The organism is Marinobacter shengliensis (assembly GCF_003007715.1).
Taxonomy (GTDB): domain Bacteria; phylum Pseudomonadota; class Gammaproteobacteria; order Pseudomonadales; family Oleiphilaceae; genus Marinobacter; species Marinobacter shengliensis.
Map to the genome: position 1 here is coordinate 1 of NZ_PXNO01000002.1, position 14,006 is coordinate 14,006.

21 protein-coding genes are annotated in these 14,006 nt (G+C 53.1%); 14 read left to right on the forward strand and 7 right to left on the reverse strand.

Annotation, left to right across the window (positions count from 1 at the left end; translation table 11 throughout):
- The first annotated feature begins 25 nt into the window (after positions 1-25).
- From C7H10_RS00380 to ltrA, 9 genes are all read left to right on the forward strand, one after another.
- Complete coding sequence (locus C7H10_RS00380) at positions 26-355, forward strand: hypothetical protein (RefSeq protein WP_106693218.1); 330 nt, start codon at positions 26-28, stop codon at positions 353-355.
- On the forward strand, positions 339-833 hold the full coding sequence (locus tag C7H10_RS00385; RefSeq protein ID WP_106693219.1) for a hypothetical protein: 495 nt from the start codon (positions 339-341) through the stop codon (positions 831-833). The genes C7H10_RS00380 and C7H10_RS00385 overlap by 17 nt, the downstream gene beginning before the upstream one ends.
- A gap of 95 nt (positions 834-928) precedes the next feature.
- Positions 929-1,369, forward strand: a complete 441-nt coding sequence (locus tag C7H10_RS00390) for a T6SS immunity protein Tdi1 domain-containing protein (RefSeq protein ID WP_106693220.1) — start codon at positions 929-931, stop codon at positions 1,367-1,369.
- A 121-nt stretch (positions 1,370-1,490) separates the two neighbouring features.
- Positions 1,491-1,727 carry a hypothetical protein gene (locus tag C7H10_RS00395; protein ID WP_106693221.1) on the forward strand — a complete coding sequence of 79 codons (237 nt, stop codon included), beginning with the start codon at positions 1,491-1,493 and terminating at the stop codon, positions 1,725-1,727.
- 21 nt (positions 1,728-1,748) lie between these two features.
- A protein-coding gene (locus tag C7H10_RS00400) for an IS3 family transposase (protein WP_106693222.1) occupies positions 1,749-2,929 on the forward strand; the annotation gives its coding sequence in 2 pieces (ribosomal slippage) (positions 1,749-2,045 and positions 2,048-2,929; 1,179 coding nt in all).
- Entirely contained in the window at positions 2,929-3,279 is a 351-nt protein-coding gene (locus tag C7H10_RS00405; protein ID WP_106693223.1) for a hypothetical protein, read from the forward strand. Before C7H10_RS00400 ends, C7H10_RS00405 begins: the two co-directional genes overlap by 1 nt.
- Positions 3,280-3,400: 121 nt before the next feature.
- Positions 3,401-3,694, forward strand: coding sequence for a DUF7684 family protein (locus C7H10_RS19455; protein WP_425269098.1), 294 nt, complete (start codon positions 3,401-3,403; stop codon positions 3,692-3,694).
- 489 nt (positions 3,695-4,183) lie between these two features.
- The gene (locus tag C7H10_RS00415; protein ID WP_106693225.1) at positions 4,184-4,831 is read left to right on the forward strand and encodes a hypothetical protein; all 648 of its coding nucleotides are present in this window, start codon (positions 4,184-4,186) and stop codon (positions 4,829-4,831) included.
- 482 nt (positions 4,832-5,313) lie between these two features.
- Complete coding sequence (gene ltrA / locus C7H10_RS00425; protein ID WP_244178148.1) at positions 5,314-6,642, forward strand: group II intron reverse transcriptase/maturase; 1,329 nt, start codon at positions 5,314-5,316, stop codon at positions 6,640-6,642.
- Positions 6,643-6,749: 107 nt separating this feature from the next.
- Here the strand turns inward: ltrA and C7H10_RS00430 are convergent, their stop codons facing one another.
- Together C7H10_RS00430 and C7H10_RS00435 are read right to left on the reverse strand one after the other, a co-directional pair.
- Positions 6,750-7,022: a BrnA antitoxin family protein gene (locus tag C7H10_RS00430; RefSeq protein WP_054641814.1), complete on the reverse strand. Its 273-nt coding sequence runs from the start codon at positions 7,020-7,022 to the stop codon at positions 6,750-6,752.
- Entirely contained in the window at positions 6,997-7,308 is a 312-nt protein-coding gene (locus C7H10_RS00435; RefSeq protein ID WP_106693228.1) for a BrnT family toxin, read from the reverse strand. The genes C7H10_RS00430 and C7H10_RS00435 overlap by 26 nt, the downstream gene beginning before the upstream one ends.
- 154 nt (positions 7,309-7,462) lie before the next feature.
- Here C7H10_RS00435 and C7H10_RS00440 point away from each other — a divergent pair, with 154 nt between their 5' ends.
- Positions 7,463-7,792 (forward strand): type II toxin-antitoxin system RelE/ParE family toxin, encoded by a 330-nt coding sequence (locus C7H10_RS00440; RefSeq protein WP_244178149.1) that lies wholly within the window; start codon positions 7,463-7,465, stop codon positions 7,790-7,792.
- Positions 7,785-8,072, forward strand: a complete 288-nt coding sequence (locus C7H10_RS00445) for a helix-turn-helix domain-containing protein (RefSeq protein WP_106693230.1) — start codon at positions 7,785-7,787, stop codon at positions 8,070-8,072. The genes C7H10_RS00440 and C7H10_RS00445 overlap by 8 nt, the downstream gene beginning before the upstream one ends.
- 81 nt (positions 8,073-8,153) lie before the next feature.
- Here C7H10_RS00445 and C7H10_RS00450 read toward each other — a convergent pair whose 3' ends face one another.
- From C7H10_RS00450 to C7H10_RS00475, 5 genes are all read right to left on the reverse strand, one after another.
- The gene (locus C7H10_RS00450; RefSeq protein WP_106693231.1) at positions 8,154-8,471 is read right to left on the reverse strand and encodes a CcdB family protein; all 318 of its coding nucleotides are present in this window, start codon (positions 8,469-8,471) and stop codon (positions 8,154-8,156) included.
- Entirely contained in the window at positions 8,471-8,716 is a 246-nt protein-coding gene (locus C7H10_RS00455) for a type II toxin-antitoxin system CcdA family antitoxin (RefSeq protein ID WP_106693261.1), read from the reverse strand. Before C7H10_RS00455 ends, C7H10_RS00450 begins: the two co-directional genes overlap by 1 nt.
- Positions 8,717-8,853: 137 nt before the next feature.
- Positions 8,854-9,108, reverse strand: a complete 255-nt coding sequence (locus C7H10_RS00460; protein WP_106693232.1) for a Txe/YoeB family addiction module toxin — start codon at positions 9,106-9,108, stop codon at positions 8,854-8,856.
- Positions 9,105-9,356: a type II toxin-antitoxin system Phd/YefM family antitoxin gene (locus C7H10_RS00465; protein ID WP_106693233.1), complete on the reverse strand. Its 252-nt coding sequence runs from the start codon at positions 9,354-9,356 to the stop codon at positions 9,105-9,107. The genes C7H10_RS00460 and C7H10_RS00465 overlap by 4 nt, the downstream gene beginning before the upstream one ends.
- A gap of 353 nt (positions 9,357-9,709) precedes the next feature.
- A complete protein-coding gene (locus C7H10_RS00475) occupies positions 9,710-10,210 on the reverse strand; it encodes a lactoylglutathione lyase family protein (RefSeq protein ID WP_106693235.1) in 501 nt (166 codons plus the stop codon).
- A 94-nt stretch (positions 10,211-10,304) separates the two neighbouring features.
- Here C7H10_RS00475 and C7H10_RS00480 point away from each other — a divergent pair, with 94 nt between their 5' ends.
- The 3 genes from C7H10_RS00480 (at position 10,305) to C7H10_RS00490 (ending at position 13,956) form a co-directional block, all read left to right on the forward strand.
- Positions 10,305-11,174: a LysR family transcriptional regulator gene (locus C7H10_RS00480; RefSeq protein WP_106693236.1), complete on the forward strand. Its 870-nt coding sequence runs from the start codon at positions 10,305-10,307 to the stop codon at positions 11,172-11,174.
- Positions 11,175-11,216: 42 nt separating this feature from the next.
- Positions 11,217-11,993: a substrate-binding periplasmic protein gene (locus C7H10_RS00485; RefSeq protein ID WP_244178150.1), complete on the forward strand. Its 777-nt coding sequence runs from the start codon at positions 11,217-11,219 to the stop codon at positions 11,991-11,993.
- 187 nt (positions 11,994-12,180) lie between these two features.
- Complete coding sequence (locus C7H10_RS00490; protein WP_106693237.1) at positions 12,181-13,956, forward strand: DUF4394 domain-containing protein; 1,776 nt, start codon at positions 12,181-12,183, stop codon at positions 13,954-13,956.
- Positions 13,957-14,006: the final 50 nt, after the last annotated feature.

The following is a 14,006-nucleotide window of genomic DNA, read 5'->3' on the forward strand; positions in this document are numbered from 1 at the left end:
AGCGTTATGAGTAAAGACGAGTCCTATGTCTAAGCTAAAAGTGATTTCAATTTCCGTCTTGCTCTTCGCGGGTTTCGCCTCAGTTCTCTCGCTAATGTTCTTCTTTGGGGATTGGGCTCGACTGCTTGCAGTTGCTGTAGTGGGGATCTTTTTGGGATTATTAGCGGCACCCTCTATTGAGCCAAAGGCTTTCAAGCATGCATGGGCCTACGAGCTTTCTTCAGGAGCAATGGCCGGAGCCTTAATTGGGCTGATTTTTGTTGGCAGCGGAGAGTCCGTTGTCGTGGGCGCGCTTATTGGGGGTGTACTGGGTTATACGGCCCCTTATTGGATTAAGCATGCTCCAATCCCGTAAAACTCATAACAAGGCGCAGCAGTACGCGGCCGATGGCCGCCGGACGCCCTTTCCATGGCTCCTTCGTCGCCATTCCAAGGTCGCCGCTGTGCTTCGGCGTTACATGCCTATGAAACTGATAATTTTGGTGTTTTTAACTGTGCTGTACAGCGGCGCTTATGCGGAGGAATGCATAGAGCCTACCTCCCAGGAGAGCGAGGCTGTCACGATCACAGCAGATCCCGATTCGGCTTCCGGTATGTATCACGTCAGGGCGCCCCGAGAATTTAAAGGTATGGAGCTGAAGCTATTGGTCTTGTCGGCGACAATGAATGGCACAGGGGAAGGTAAAGAAATTTCTTTGCCGCTTGCCATCAAAACAAAAGGCGAGCGTACCGGTAGCTATTTTCATATGCCGACCAACTGGCTCAACATCCGAGTGGCAGCGAACTACGGCAAGGATTTATGTACGGAGCTTGTGGCAAACTTCAGCATGTAACAAGGCCAGGCACGGCGACGTCTACTGCATTGCGGCTTCGCCTCCATTCCGTAGCCGCGCATGCTGGCGGCGTTATAGGGCAGGATGATTCGAGTATGGAGTTTTTGAAGAAGCCCAGCGAGGAGGAAGTCGAAACACTACTGCCTCAATGGTCTTGGTTAGTTCCCTTTGGCGTCACGCCACTCTTCTTAAGCGCTTTCGGTGACTGGGTTTTCGGGAATCCAGATGGGTCTTTATCCGTTCTTTCCGTGCTCGACGGCACCTATGAAAAGGTGGCGAGCAGTTCAGAAGAATATAATCGGTTAAATAAATCTGCTGAGTGGTGTGACGAGATCTTTATCGCAAGCTGGTATCCCATAGCTCTGGAGAACGGCCTTATTCCTAATGAAGGTGAGTGTATCGGCTGGCAGCTTCATCCGATTCTTGGCGGGGACTTTAGCGTCGAAAATCTTCAAATCTTCAATATGGCTGTGTACCAGTCTTTGATGTCTCAGCTTCATCTCCGGCTTCAGCGGGGTGGACATGAAACCCCATAACCAGGCGGTCAACCGGACGCCAAAAGCGTGCCGCTTTTGGTTCCCTCCGCTGGCGCTCCGGCGCCGGTTACCTCAGCGTTAGATGCCACAATAACTTAAGTTCAAAATTTCGGGAGTACCCATGTACAAACTGCTCACCACCATAATAATCCTCTTGTTCGCTCAGGCGGCTCATGCTGAATGGACATCTGTAAACAAAGTTGACGACTTTACAGATGAGCAGGTTCGTTACGCTGCATTTAGCGATGCCGACCATCGAATTCAATTGAGTCACGAAGGCAAGGCTGTCTGGATGTTTATAACAAGAAAGAAAATTGGGACCTGGACTTCCCCCAGTTCAGTGGACACGCATCGATAACTCCGCAACAGGAGAAGAGCGATGCCAAAGATGCTCTCGGGGAAGAAGACCCAACGCTATAGTGTCGAGTTCAAAGTCAAAGCAGTGGAATGGAGCTACCAGGCGCACCGGAGCGTGAAAGGGGTAGCGGAAGCGCTGGATATTCACCCCTTCATGCTGTCACGCTGGCGAAAGGAATACAGAGAGGGAAAGTTCGCCATGAAACGGGTCAAGAAAGCTCCGGCGGGAGCCAAAGAGCTGATGAAGGAGCGGGATGAGATCAATCGCCTGAAACGCCGAGTATCGGAGCTTCAGGAGGAAAACGACATCCTAAAAAAGTTTCAACGTTTTCAGGCCGAGGAACGACGGAAGCGTTCAGATTCGTCTGGAAACACCGGGGAGAACATGGGGTAAAGGCTCTGTGTCGCCACCTGAGCATCTCCCGCTCTGGTTACTATGCCTGGGCAAGCCGGAAGCCCAGCCAGAGAGCCGCTGCGAATGCCGATTTGCTGTTGAAGGTCCGTAGAGTCTACAACGACAGCAAGGGGCGCTACGGCAGTCCCAGGGTGTATCAGGCGCTGCGCCGTGAAGGCGAAGTGGTTGGCGAGAATCGGGTTGCCCGGTTAATGCAGGAATGGGGTATGAAAGCTCGAGTCATGCGCGTATACCGCCGTATGACAAAGCTCAGAGAGGATTTAAAAGCCCTTCCAAATCATCGGCTAGATGCGGATAAGCCGGTTGCTGTAAATCAGCACTGGAGCAGCGATGTCACCTACATCAAGCTGGGAAAGAAGTATGTGTTCCTGGCGGTAGTGCTGGACCTCTACTCACGACGCATCATCAGTTGGCGATTGGGCGAAAACCTGAGTGCAGACTTTACTAAGGCAACCCTAAGGGAAGCTTTTATATCGCGAAAGCCAGCCCCCGATCTGTTGTTCCACACGGATCGTGGCATCGAATATCGCGCTCACAAGACCCAGGCGCTGCTGAATCAGCATCGGGTACGACACAGCATGAACCGACCTGGACAGTGCACGGATAATGCGGAGGTGGAGTCCTTCTTCAAGACGTTGAAGGGAGAATTGCTGCATGCCACCAGCTTCGTGACAATGCGGCAGTTACGGAAACATATATGTAACTATATTGAATGCTTTTATAACAGCCTACGGCTGCACAGTAGCCTTGGTTACCGGACTCCGATAGAGTTCGAGGGAATTAACTGATGGGGCGTGTCCATTTTATTGGGGGAAGTCCAACCTTTGAGCCGAACGGACTAATCGAAATGAGGGTAGACAAAAATGAAACGATGGTAGTCGATCCTGAGAAAAGCAAACGACTCGCAGAACTTTTGGGTAAACCAACGTTTCAATGGGAACCCGCAACTGTTGGATTTTTGCTTTGGCATGGCTCAGAGGAAGAAGGGTGTGGATATGTCGGTCAGTTACTTCAAGGCCAAGAACTCAAAGTTCGCTACCAAACCAACTCTCTAGAGCGCGACACCTTCAGTGCCAATCTGGCTGGTGCAAAGCAGTCAATAATTAACGGCTTAGGTTTAACCAAGTGCGGCCAATGAAGAAAGTGGCATCTAACCAGTCGCTGTAGTACGCGGCCGATGGCCGCCGGACACCCTTTTCATTGCGGCTTCGCCTCCATTACAAGGGCGCCGCTAAGCTCAGCGTTAGAGCTGACAAACCATGAAGCCCAGAAAGGTTCTTTTAGCCACCAACAGACCATACTCTGATCAGTACGAGCCACTGTTGGAAGATTTATTCAACCGGCGCATAGAGTTGTTTTGCGCATGGGGAGCGCATTGCGAGCAGTGGGAGTCAGCAATGGACCTGTTTGTAACGAATCCTGATCGTATGGAAGAGCATCATATCACCACAACCAGCCACTCGGATGAGTCACTGGAAGATGTTCAGAACATGGCGAGCATGTGGGTTGTTGAGGGCGGTGGCAGCAATGATGTTGAGATCATCAGGCTCTAACCAGTCGGTCAACCGGACGCCAAAAGCGTGGCGCTTTTGGTTCCCTGCGCTGGCGCTCTGGCGCCGGTTACCTAAGCGTTATGTGATCACCACACAGGTCTTGTTAAATTTCATTAACGGTGTCAGTCGGCACAGTTAGCAGCAAAAAATTCTCCGTTAAGAAAATCTGGTATGGTCAAAAAAGATCCAGGTTTACGGAGGTTTCAAATGGAAGTAGGCAAAACTTACAATGTAGTTTTCTCAACGGGCCGCTATGAAATCGAGTACGAAAACCGCGTTAAATGCATAAAAGAGACACCGAAATCATATCGTGTTGAGAGAACTGACGGCAGTACAAGGCTGGTAGGGCAGGACTCAATTATTAAGCTGGAAGAAATATTTGGCCACACATAACCAGGCCAGTCACGGCGACGCCTACTATATTGCGGCTTCGCCTCCATTCCGCAGCCGCGCATGCTGGCTGGCGTTAGCCAGGAGAGTTGTGGTCGAATGGTATGGAATCGACAAAAGCTGTTTCTCATTGGCACAGGAGTCATTCTGGCTCTTCTTTTGGCTTTCCTGTTTGGAGTTGCGTTCGGTACCGCATGGGAAACTCAGGAATTTAAAACACTTATACTTCCGATACTCTCTACTATCGGTAGCTGGCTGGCGGGGATAGGCGCACTTGGAGCCGTGATTGTCGCGCTTTGGCTGGCAGAGGAGCAGCGGCAGAGAGAGAAGGAATCTCTAAACCTAGATTTCTCCCTCGCAATAGTTCCAGGGATCGACAATCCAGTCCTGTGCGTTACGGCTGTAGCTGTTGGAAATCGACCTTCGAATATTCACTCGATTTCTTTCGTGAGCCCGGGAGCTGGTACGCAAATGTTAGTGGTTCATTTTCTCCGAGGTAGCGCCACAATACCCAAGGTGCTTGGTTACGGCGAAAAGGCCACATTCCTTTTCACTGAGGGGTTCGAGAAGGATATTGCTTCGTACCTCAAGACATACGCACAAGGAAAGGCCGACAAGCTAGAGCTGGTAGTCAGTACCACAACCGAAAATTTCCGTCTCATACCTGATAAGGCAATGAAAGAAAACTTCGAAAAGCTTGCGAAAGATGCTGCGGACGCTCCTTCGAGGCAGCATCCCAGTGGCTAACCAGTGGGTGAAGCTGACCGGTACTACGCTGCGCTCGTGTGTCATGACGAAAGACTTCAGTCTTTCTTGCTGTACTCAAGATGAGGGAAGGCCCCTCGGTCTCGGTGACCAGACACCGGGATCAAACCGCCCTGTGCGGCTTGCATTAAGAGTGCGGGTCGTGAGCGACATGGGAAAAGACCGTCAAGAGCGGTCAGGTACGCACCCAAGGAGATGAACGAAAGTGAACCGCCGATAAGGGGTCGAAATGTAGACAGATGTTGTCAGAACCGGGGACCGAGCGTCTCCCCGGGATGAGCTGTGACGTGAGCTGGCACAACGGACACAGCGGCAGCCGGTCTTGAGGCGGCATGACCTGGGTACAGGCTTGAGTATGGAACATGAGAACCTGTCGTCCTGATGTTAAGGGAGAAGCACAAGTGGAGATCCCACGAGGCGAGAGTACCGATGCAGGACACAGGGACGGATTGGCCCATAGTAGTGTGGAAACACCTGTAATGGGTGTGGAGCGAAGGGGGCAAGTTATCCCGTCGGATCTAGATGGCCAACCGAATTCCGGGAGGAGCCGTCAGGGTCAGGCAAAACCATTTACCATCCCGAAGGCCTTGGTTTATCAGGCCTACAAGCGGGTTCGAGCCAACAAAGGTAGCGCCGGGGTAGATCATCAGAGTCTGGAAGACTTTGATGGTGACCTCAGCAATAACCTTTACAAGCTTTGGAACCGTTTGTCCTCAGGAAGCTATCATCCACCACCGGTTTTGCGCGTGGAGATCGAAAAGGCGGATGGGGCAACCCGTCGTCTCGGCATCCCAACGGTTGCCGACCGCATTGCGCAGATGGTGGTCAAGCTGCTGATTGAACCGGAACTGGAACAACACTTCCACCCGGACTCTTACGGCTACCTCCCGGGAAAGTCAGCGCACGATGCGCTGAAACAGACTCAGGCCCGGTGCTGGAAGAAAGCCTGGGTGCTGGATATGGACATTCAAGGCTTCTTCGACAACATCGACCACAACCTATTAATGAAGGCCGTGGATCGTCATGTGACCGAGGACTGGCAGAAGCTGTACATCCGGCGCTGGCTAAGCGCGCCGGTTCAGTTGGCGGATGGTTCCGTGGAGGAACGCGATCGGGGCACGCCGCAAGGCGGTGTGATCAGTCCCTTACTGGCAAACCTGTTCCTGCACTACGTCTTTGATCGCTGGGTGGAGAAGCGCTGGGGTGGCATCCAGTTCGAACGCTATGCGGACGATATCGTATGCCATTGTTCCAGTGAACGGGAAGCTCAAGCACTGAAATCGGTCCTTGAGGCACGATTCACAGCGTGTGGCTTGACGCTCCATCCCCGCAAGACAAAGATTGTGTATTGTAAGAGCGAGTACAACCGGCGGGACTACCCGGAGATCGCGTTTGATTTTCTGGGTTACACCTTCCGACCGCGGCTGATCCGCAACCGGTTGGGACAAAAGAAAGTCTACTTCACGGCGGCCATCAGCCAGAGTGCAGCGAAAGAGATCCGCAAGCAGATCAACGAGTGGCCCTGGAAATGGTGGCGACAGAAAGCACTCGGGCAGTTCGCTCGATTCTGTCAGTCCCGCCTCCGAGGCTGGATGCAGTACTATAGCCTGTTTGGCCGCAGCTACATTCGGAATGTGCTGTTTCATTTCGATCTGAGGTTGAGCCGGTGGGCATTAGGGAAGTATCGGAAACTCAGAGGTCTGTTACAGGCTGCCCGGAGAGTGAATGGACTGCGTCGGCGACGGCCGGATCTATTTGCGCACTGGGCAGGATCAAGGGCAGTGGTTGGATAACAAGAGCCGTATGAATCGAGAGGTTCACGTACGGTTCTGTGAGAGGCTTTGGGGGTGGTTCCCAGGGCCTACTCGACCGGCACGCCGCAAAGCCGGGCGTTAGCACCTCAAGTCCGACGGCTGTCGTTCACATCATCCGCAAGCCAAGCCTTGATCAGCGATTGGTAGGGCATATCCCGCTTGTTGGCTTCGATTTTGATCCGATCAAGCAGAGTTTCCGGCAACCGGAGTGAGATGGTCTTGGTTGAGGGTTTCAGCTTCGGGAACGATGCCGGCTTGGCCTGGCTCCAGTCCAGGTAGTCGGTGGAATCGTGAGTCTCCCAAAATTCCCGTTCTTCTGCTTCGGTTTTGAACTCAGGCATCTTTTTTGGTTTGCTCATAAACAGCCCTCTCTTTTCGGTGCATGTCGCGAGCGGAAATCACCCGAATCAGCGTACCGTTCTGCCTCAGTGTGAACGTGATGTGGAGTAATCTCTCATCATCGGTTTCACCAAGGGCATGAAAACGGGCCTCAGTCTGGCTGTGTTTGGAGTCTTCCAGCACCAGAAGCGGCTCATTAAAGAAAATCTCTTCCGCTTCGGACTGGTTTACGCCATGTTTCTCCGCGTTCTTGCGGGAATTGCCTTCGTCCCAGTCAAAGCCAGTAACTTGTGCCCAATTGATCATGAAAGTATATTATCAGCATATACGCAGGCGTCAACAAGTGCTAGCCAATGCAGGCACGGCGACGCCCACTACATTGCGCCTTCGGCTACATTTCGTGGGCGCGCATGCTGGCGGCGTTACACCTCACTGATCTTGCCTTGACGATCGTACGGCAATGCCGTATTCTTTGGCAATGCTATTCATCGAAACCTCAACGTTCACCAAGCTAATGCCGAACTACCTCACGGACGAGGAATATCGTGGGCTTCAAACCTACCTTTTGCAGAAGCCGGATGCCGGGGATCTAATCAAAGGCTCGGGTGGTGTTCGTAAAGTTCGGTGGGCACCAGCGGGTTCGGGAAAGAGCGGTGGTATCAGAGCTATCTACTACTGGAAGAAGTCTGACCACGAGATATGGATGCTCACGCTGTACAGTAAATCAGAGCGGGCCAGCATTCCTGGCCATGCGCTCAAGCAGATAGCGGAGGCAATCAAAAATGGGTGACAGGAACCTTGGTGCAGAGATTCTTGATGGCATCAATGAAATCAAGCAGTTCAAGAAGGGCAGATTGGCTCTACGAACCCATGAGCTATCAGAGCCCTCACCGCCTAAAGTGATCAGGCTGAAGTTGAACATGTCGCAATCTGCATTTGCCGGTCTTATGGGCGTGAGTGTACGAACGCTTCAGGATTGGGAGCAGGGTCGTCGTGAGCCGCAGGGGCCTGCAGTTGCGCTTCTGCGCATTGCTGAGCAACACCCGGAAGTTTTCAATCAGCTTTACTGACTAAATTGAGGTGTAACCAGGCCATGCACCGGATGCCATAACCTTCGCTTCGCTATGGTTTTGCCACCGGTGCGCTCTGCGTTAAATGCCTGTGATAGCCAGGTCCAAAGCTCCAACAATCTGGTCTCTGAAATGTGAGAGAGAGCCAATCGGGCTCTTGAGATGTTTTTCAGGCACGGAAGAAATTTGTGGAGTTAACAGCAACAGCTCCTGATCGGCGAAGCTGATTTCCGGAGTGAGCCCTTGCATGGCTTCGCCACCGAAGGCAGAACGTTTGCCCAGAGGGATAACAATGCGAGTTGCCAAATCGTTCAGAAGGCTGCTTTGAATATCCATCAGGTAAGGATAGTGAGCCTTGCTGATCTTGCTTGGGTTGGGGTACACATCGAACTGTGCCATCAGAACTCCCTGAATTCGTCGCCGAAGCATCCATGTTGTTCGACAAAGTCGTTGTAACTTTTTATCGCAGCGCGATTTTCTTCAACCCATCGAGCGGCTTCGCGTTTCGAGAGCTCTTCTTTCAGAGCTCGTTCCAGGGTGGCAGACAAGTTAATGTTCAGTTCCCGGGCTTTACGCAGAAGATCGCTATTGATTGAGAGGTTCGCTGCTTTTTTGGGGGCGGCTGAGTTATAGAGTTCGGCCATGGGGGCCTCCCAGAGGATATAGAATACAAAATCTGATCTTATGCGCATAGCTATGCGCATGCAAGCATTTAACCAATGGCTGTTATCGGACGTGCCTGCGCTGGCGCTCCGTCATGCCGCAAAGGCAAGGCGTTAAATCAGTAGTGATACCGGAGTTGGGCGATACGCAAAGCGTCATCCGTGACTTTGTAAACTATTCGGTGTTCTTCGTTGGTTCGGCGAGACCAGTACCCGGCGAGGCTGTGTTTGAGGGGCTCTGGTTTGCCAACACTTTCGAACGGTTCTCGCTTGGTCTCTTTGATCAGCTTGTTGATTCGGTTAAGAATCTTTTTGTCGGTTTTCTGCCAGTACAGATAGTCTTCCCGGGCGTTCTCAGAGAAGATGAGTTTCATTCAAGAAGTTCCTTTTCTTGACCACCGCTTTGCTCCAGCTCGGCAACGGATTCCAGCAAACGCCGTGCGTTTTTGGGTGCGCGCAGAAGGTATGCAGTTTCTTGCAGCGCCTCGTAGTCCTCCAGAGAGATCATAACCACTGACTGGGACTTGCTCCGGGTAATGATCACAGGGGAATGGTCTTCACAGACCTGCTCCATGGTTTTTGCTAGATTGGTTCTAGCGGCTGTGTAGCTGATGGCATCCATAAGGTTGCTCCTGTACAGGATGTTGAACATGGTCAGGATGCCGTACGTCAGAGGGTTTAACAATCGGCTGCACAGCATCGATTTTCCGCCGTTTCGCGGTTCCAAACCGGCGCATGAGCCGGGCGTTAAGCGTTCGAAGCGGTCATGGAGTTTTAGACATTGGAAACAGCCTTGCTTGATGACGCTAAAAAATAGGCGAGAAAGCTTGCAGTTCGAAATCGACGGGGAGATACCGAACCTCTATCAATGTCATTGTTCGCGGTGCCGAAAAGCCACCGGGGCGGCCGCACCACGGAATTGAACTCCGGGGGCTTTCCTTGGCAGAAAGCCCCCAAGAATGGGTTCGGCCAGTATTAGTAGGCACCCTCGCTGTATATCAACTCGTAGCTGTGGCTGTATATTTCCAGGATGTTCCCAAAAGGGTCTTCCATGTAGATCATCCGGTACGGCTTTTCGCCGGGGTAATAGTAGCGTGGTTTCTCCATTCGTTTTTTCCCTCCAGCAGCCACGATACGTTCAGCCAGTGCCTCTACGTCCGGGTCTTGAACGCAGAAATGAAAGACCCCGGTTTTCCAGTACTCGAAATTGTCTTGCGGGTTGGTCTGGTTTTTAAACTGGAAAAGCTCCACACCAATCCGATCGCCTGTCGATAAGTGAGCGATACGGAAGCTGCCCCAGCCCGCGCCAAATACATCTGTGCACATCTCTCCGATGGCGCTGTCGTCCTCCTCGATCTCGGTTGGTTCCATAATCAGATACCAACCCATAACCTCTGTGTAGAACTTAACGGCTTGCTCAAGATCCGGCACGGATATGCCGATGTGTGAAAAATTTCTTGGGTACACGTTGCTCATTGGCTGTCCTCCTCTGTTAAGACTGAGAGCAGGTTACATGTGGCCGATAATTAGTTAAAATTATCATTTGTTCTCTAAAAGATTACGTAATGTGATGATAAATACGACCTGGTTGCGCACCTTTTGCACACTGGTGGAAGTCGGTCATTTCACCCGTACAGCTGATCACCTCCACATGACACAGTCGGGCGTTAGTCAGCATTTACGTAAGCTTGAAGAGCAGCTCGGTACCGAATTGCTTGTGAGGCAGGGCAAGCAATTTTCTTTATCGGGCGCCGGCGAAAGGCTCTATACCGAGGCCCAGGGCATTCTCTTTGCGTTGTCGAATCTGGAGCAGACAGTCGGTGAGGATCCGCCCTTTGAAGGCAGTGTGCGCATCATGTCGCCGGGAAGTGTCGGGCTGAAGCTTTATCCGCATCTGTTAGCGCTGCAGAGCAAGCACCCGAAGCTCGTTATCGATTACCGGTTTGCGCCAAATCCGGATGTGGAAAACGCGATCGCGAAGTCGACTGTTGATCTCGGATTTATGACGTCGAAATCTACCCTGGCCGAGGTGAGCTGCACGCCCGTCGCACAAGAATCGCTGCTGTTGGTAACACCTGCTACTGTCGAGGAACCGGACTGGGATACTCTGATGGCTCTCGGGTTTATCGATCACCCGGATGGGAATCATCACGCCAGCTTGCTTCTTGGTGCCAATTACCCTGAGTTTCAGCACAGCAACCTGTTTCCTAAAAAGGGTTTCTCAAACCAGATAGGTTTGATTCTGGAGCCGGTGAGCATGGGTTTGGGTTTTACTGTCTTACCTGCACACGCAGTTGAAGCCTTTGAGAAGTCTGAGCACATCAAGGTCCATCGTCTTGCAAACCCGGTCAGCGAAACGCTATATCTCTGTACCCTTCGGAATCGGTCAATTCAGGCGAGAATGAAGACTATAATAGTTGAAGCCAAGAGGTGGCTTTAGACTAACCTGAAATTTAACAAGCCGCATCAAAGAGGTTTCTCTATGGCTGGCATCCTGAAATGCCAGAAAGCGCATGCAATCAGAATAGGCCTGCTGATCATTGCCTTATTCTGGTCCCTTCCAGCTTTGACCCAGACACTCCAGGTTATGGGGTCAGACGAGGGTTTTCTGCCGTTTTACTACGGTGACAATCTGGACAAGGGCATTTTGGTCGAGGTGATCAATAATTTTGGCCTGGAGGCCGGTATCGCCGTCGCGTTCCACCCGATGCCGCGTAACCGCCAGGTCTGGGCGCTGGAAGAAGGGCGAGCAAATGCAGTTTTCGCCACCCCGCGGTGGATGCCACTGCCGGACCAGATGCACGCTGTCGGGCCGGTATTAACCTGGCGTGACCGTGTGTTCGCGCAACCTGGCCGACAGCCGGGCTCCTTCGATGACCTTCAGGGCAGCATCTGCCTGCGCCGATGGTTTATTTACAGCGATCAACTCGAGCGGCGGGTCGGTACCAACCTGAGCCGCCATGACGCTTACAATGCCCAGCAGATGCTGGACATGTTTCTGCACAAACGGTGCGATTACATCGTCATGAACGAGTTGGAATTCCGGTTTATGGCACAGTTGCTGGACATCGATCCGCACCGGTACAGCACCGAACTGATCGTCGCCGAATGGCCCGTCTATCTCGGTATCCTCAAAACCGAGACGGCTCTGATTGAAGCGGCGGAAGCGTTCTTTTCTACTTACACCGCTGATGTGGAGACCATGCTACCGAACCTGCCGCCGCCGGACCGGCATATCTCGATTGAGCCGGACAAATAGGGCACCTACTTGCGTACATGCTTGTATTAGCCAACCTGTCGCGTGACTCGGATACCTGAACTGAAACTTTCCATATCCCGCCCCCGTAGCTTGATGAGCAGGCGTCGGGAGCGCGGTCATCGTTGTGTTTGATGGCTCTTCGATCCCTTGCGGTTAAGAAACTACGATCAACTTAGGGATTAGAGCGATGAATAACAAACTCATGACCGTATCGGTTTTATCCGCCGCTGTGGCGCTGGCGGGTTGTAACAGCAGCTCCGGTGGCGGTGCTGCAAACACGCCATTCCAGTGCAACGCCGAAGCGGATTTATCTGCGCTGACAGCCAACGATGTGCTGGCAGTGACGGCAGACAACGCCTGCCTGGTGCGTTTCTCACTGTCTGATCCATCCACGGTTGTGGCCGTGGGCTCCCTGGATGTGGCGGGCTCGGTTGTGGGGCTGGATTTCCGGCCGGCCTCCGGTGAACTCTATGCGCTGACCGATATGGGGCAGTTGGTGCTGGTTGACCCCATGACGGCAGAAACCACCCTTGTCACTGCCAGTATTGGTGAACTGGCGGGTGCCCGCTACGACATTGATTTCAATCCCGCCGCCAATGCCCTGCGCCTGATCAGTGATGCCCGGCAGAATTTCCGCATGGGGTCTCCGGCCCTGGTTGAGAACGCCCAGCAGCAAGCCCTGGTAGACGGTACTTTCGGCTACCTCCAGGGTGTGGTGGCTACGGCCTACACCAATGTGAATCCCGGGCAGGAAGGCACGCAGATGTTTGTGATCAGCGCAGACTCCCGCACCTTCTTTCAGCAGAACCCGAATGTTGGCCTGCTAACGCGCATTGGCGCCCTGTTCCCGAATGCCGAATCGGTGGATGTTAAAGGTTATAACGTGTTTACCACCGAAGGCGGTATGAACGAGCACTACGCCGTGTTCGAGGTGGACGGTAATGTTGGCCTGTACGGTATTAACCCGGAGACCGCAGCCACCACCCTGATCAAGCCATTGCCGGCCCCTGAGGCTGGTGGTAACTACATGGATCTGGTGGTGAATGATGTTACCGATGAGCCTGCCTTGCGTGAGTTCATTGTGTTCGAACAGTCCGCAGACGATGAATTTGTGCTTCGGATAGTTGAGCTGAATCCGGCTGAATCGATGCCAGGGATGGCGCTGGCCGGTTATGAAGAATCGTTGCCCGTGAGGGGGCTGGAGGAAGGTGACGTCATTGTTGGCTTTGATCTTCGCACCACCAGTCCTGAGGGGGCGGATGATGGCCTGTATGCGGTTGCTCAAAGTGGCCGAATCTATCTTTTGGAAGAAGCCGAGGAAGGACTTTTGGACCCGATGTCAGTAGCTGATGCAACGGAGATCGCGACGCTTGCCACTGCTCTGTCCGGCACCCGCTTCGACATCGACTTCAACCCCCGTGCAGATTTGCTGCGAATCATCGGCGATGCCGGCCAGAACCTGCGGGTGAACCTGGATGAAGGCCGTGTGCTGGCGGATGAAGCGCGCGCCGCCGGTTTTGCCTTTGCCGATGGCACCGTTCGCCTGGGTGACACCATGGTGCCGGTACCCGTGGCGGTGGCTTACCGTGCAGCGCCCCTGCAGCTTGAGGGTGTAACCCCCAGCCTGGATTTCCAGTACGTGATTGATGCCAGAAACAGCGGCCTGGCGCGGGTTGCGGTGCCTAACGATGGCGCTCTGGTGGCGGTGGGTGACGGCTTGCTGGAAGGTTTGGCATTGCCGATGGATGGCGCCATTCAGCAAACCATGGACATTGCCCAGAGCGGCACCGCCTACGCGGCCCTTAGAACGGAAACCGGCGCAGGCTCCACGCTGTATACTCTCAACCTTCTGGCTGGTACCGCCGAGCAGGTTGGCCCGATTGGTGGAACCGCCAACCCCGTGGCGGTTAACGCTATGTCGGTTGTGATTCCCGAGCCAGAAGTTATGGAGGCAGGGCGCTAACAGGAAACCTGTGGACATAGACCCCGGCCTGGTGCCGGGGTTATTTTTTG

Coding starts and splice junctions, on each gene's coding strand:
- C7H10_RS00475 (WP_106693235.1), bottom strand. CDS start 10,210: ATGAGCAACGTGTACCCAAGAAATTTTTCACACATCGGCATATCCGTG.
- C7H10_RS00460 (WP_106693232.1), bottom strand. CDS start 9,108: ATGAAACTCATCTTCTCTGAGAACGCCCGGGAAGACTATCTGTACTGG.
- C7H10_RS00430 (WP_054641814.1), bottom strand. CDS start 7,022: ATGAGCAAACCAAAAAAGATGCCTGAGTTCAAAACCGAAGCAGAAGAA.
- C7H10_RS00465 (WP_106693233.1), bottom strand. CDS start 9,356: ATGGATGCCATCAGCTACACAGCCGCTAGAACCAATCTAGCAAAAACC.
- C7H10_RS00440 (WP_244178149.1), top strand. CDS start 7,463: ATGCCGTATTCTTTGGCAATGCTATTCATCGAAACCTCAACGTTCACC.
- C7H10_RS00445 (WP_106693230.1), top strand. CDS start 7,785: ATGGGTGACAGGAACCTTGGTGCAGAGATTCTTGATGGCATCAATGAA.
- C7H10_RS00450 (WP_106693231.1), bottom strand. CDS start 8,471: ATGGCACAGTTCGATGTGTACCCCAACCCAAGCAAGATCAGCAAGGCT.
- C7H10_RS00385 (WP_106693219.1), top strand. CDS start 339: ATGCTCCAATCCCGTAAAACTCATAACAAGGCGCAGCAGTACGCGGCC.
- C7H10_RS00395 (WP_106693221.1), top strand. CDS start 1,491: ATGTACAAACTGCTCACCACCATAATAATCCTCTTGTTCGCTCAGGCG.
- C7H10_RS00380 (WP_106693218.1), top strand. CDS start 26: ATGTCTAAGCTAAAAGTGATTTCAATTTCCGTCTTGCTCTTCGCGGGT.
- C7H10_RS00390 (WP_106693220.1), top strand. CDS start 929: ATGGAGTTTTTGAAGAAGCCCAGCGAGGAGGAAGTCGAAACACTACTG.
- C7H10_RS00485 (WP_244178150.1), top strand. CDS start 11,217: ATGGCTGGCATCCTGAAATGCCAGAAAGCGCATGCAATCAGAATAGGC.
- C7H10_RS00435 (WP_106693228.1), bottom strand. CDS start 7,308: ATGATCAATTGGGCACAAGTTACTGGCTTTGACTGGGACGAAGGCAAT.
- C7H10_RS00490 (WP_106693237.1), top strand. CDS start 12,181: ATGAATAACAAACTCATGACCGTATCGGTTTTATCCGCCGCTGTGGCG.
- C7H10_RS19455 (WP_425269098.1), top strand. CDS start 3,401: ATGAAGCCCAGAAAGGTTCTTTTAGCCACCAACAGACCATACTCTGAT.
- C7H10_RS00405 (WP_106693223.1), top strand. CDS start 2,929: ATGGGGCGTGTCCATTTTATTGGGGGAAGTCCAACCTTTGAGCCGAAC.
- C7H10_RS00480 (WP_106693236.1), top strand. CDS start 10,305: ATGATAAATACGACCTGGTTGCGCACCTTTTGCACACTGGTGGAAGTC.
- C7H10_RS00455 (WP_106693261.1), bottom strand. CDS start 8,716: ATGGCCGAACTCTATAACTCAGCCGCCCCCAAAAAAGCAGCGAACCTC.
- C7H10_RS00415 (WP_106693225.1), top strand. CDS start 4,184: ATGGTATGGAATCGACAAAAGCTGTTTCTCATTGGCACAGGAGTCATT.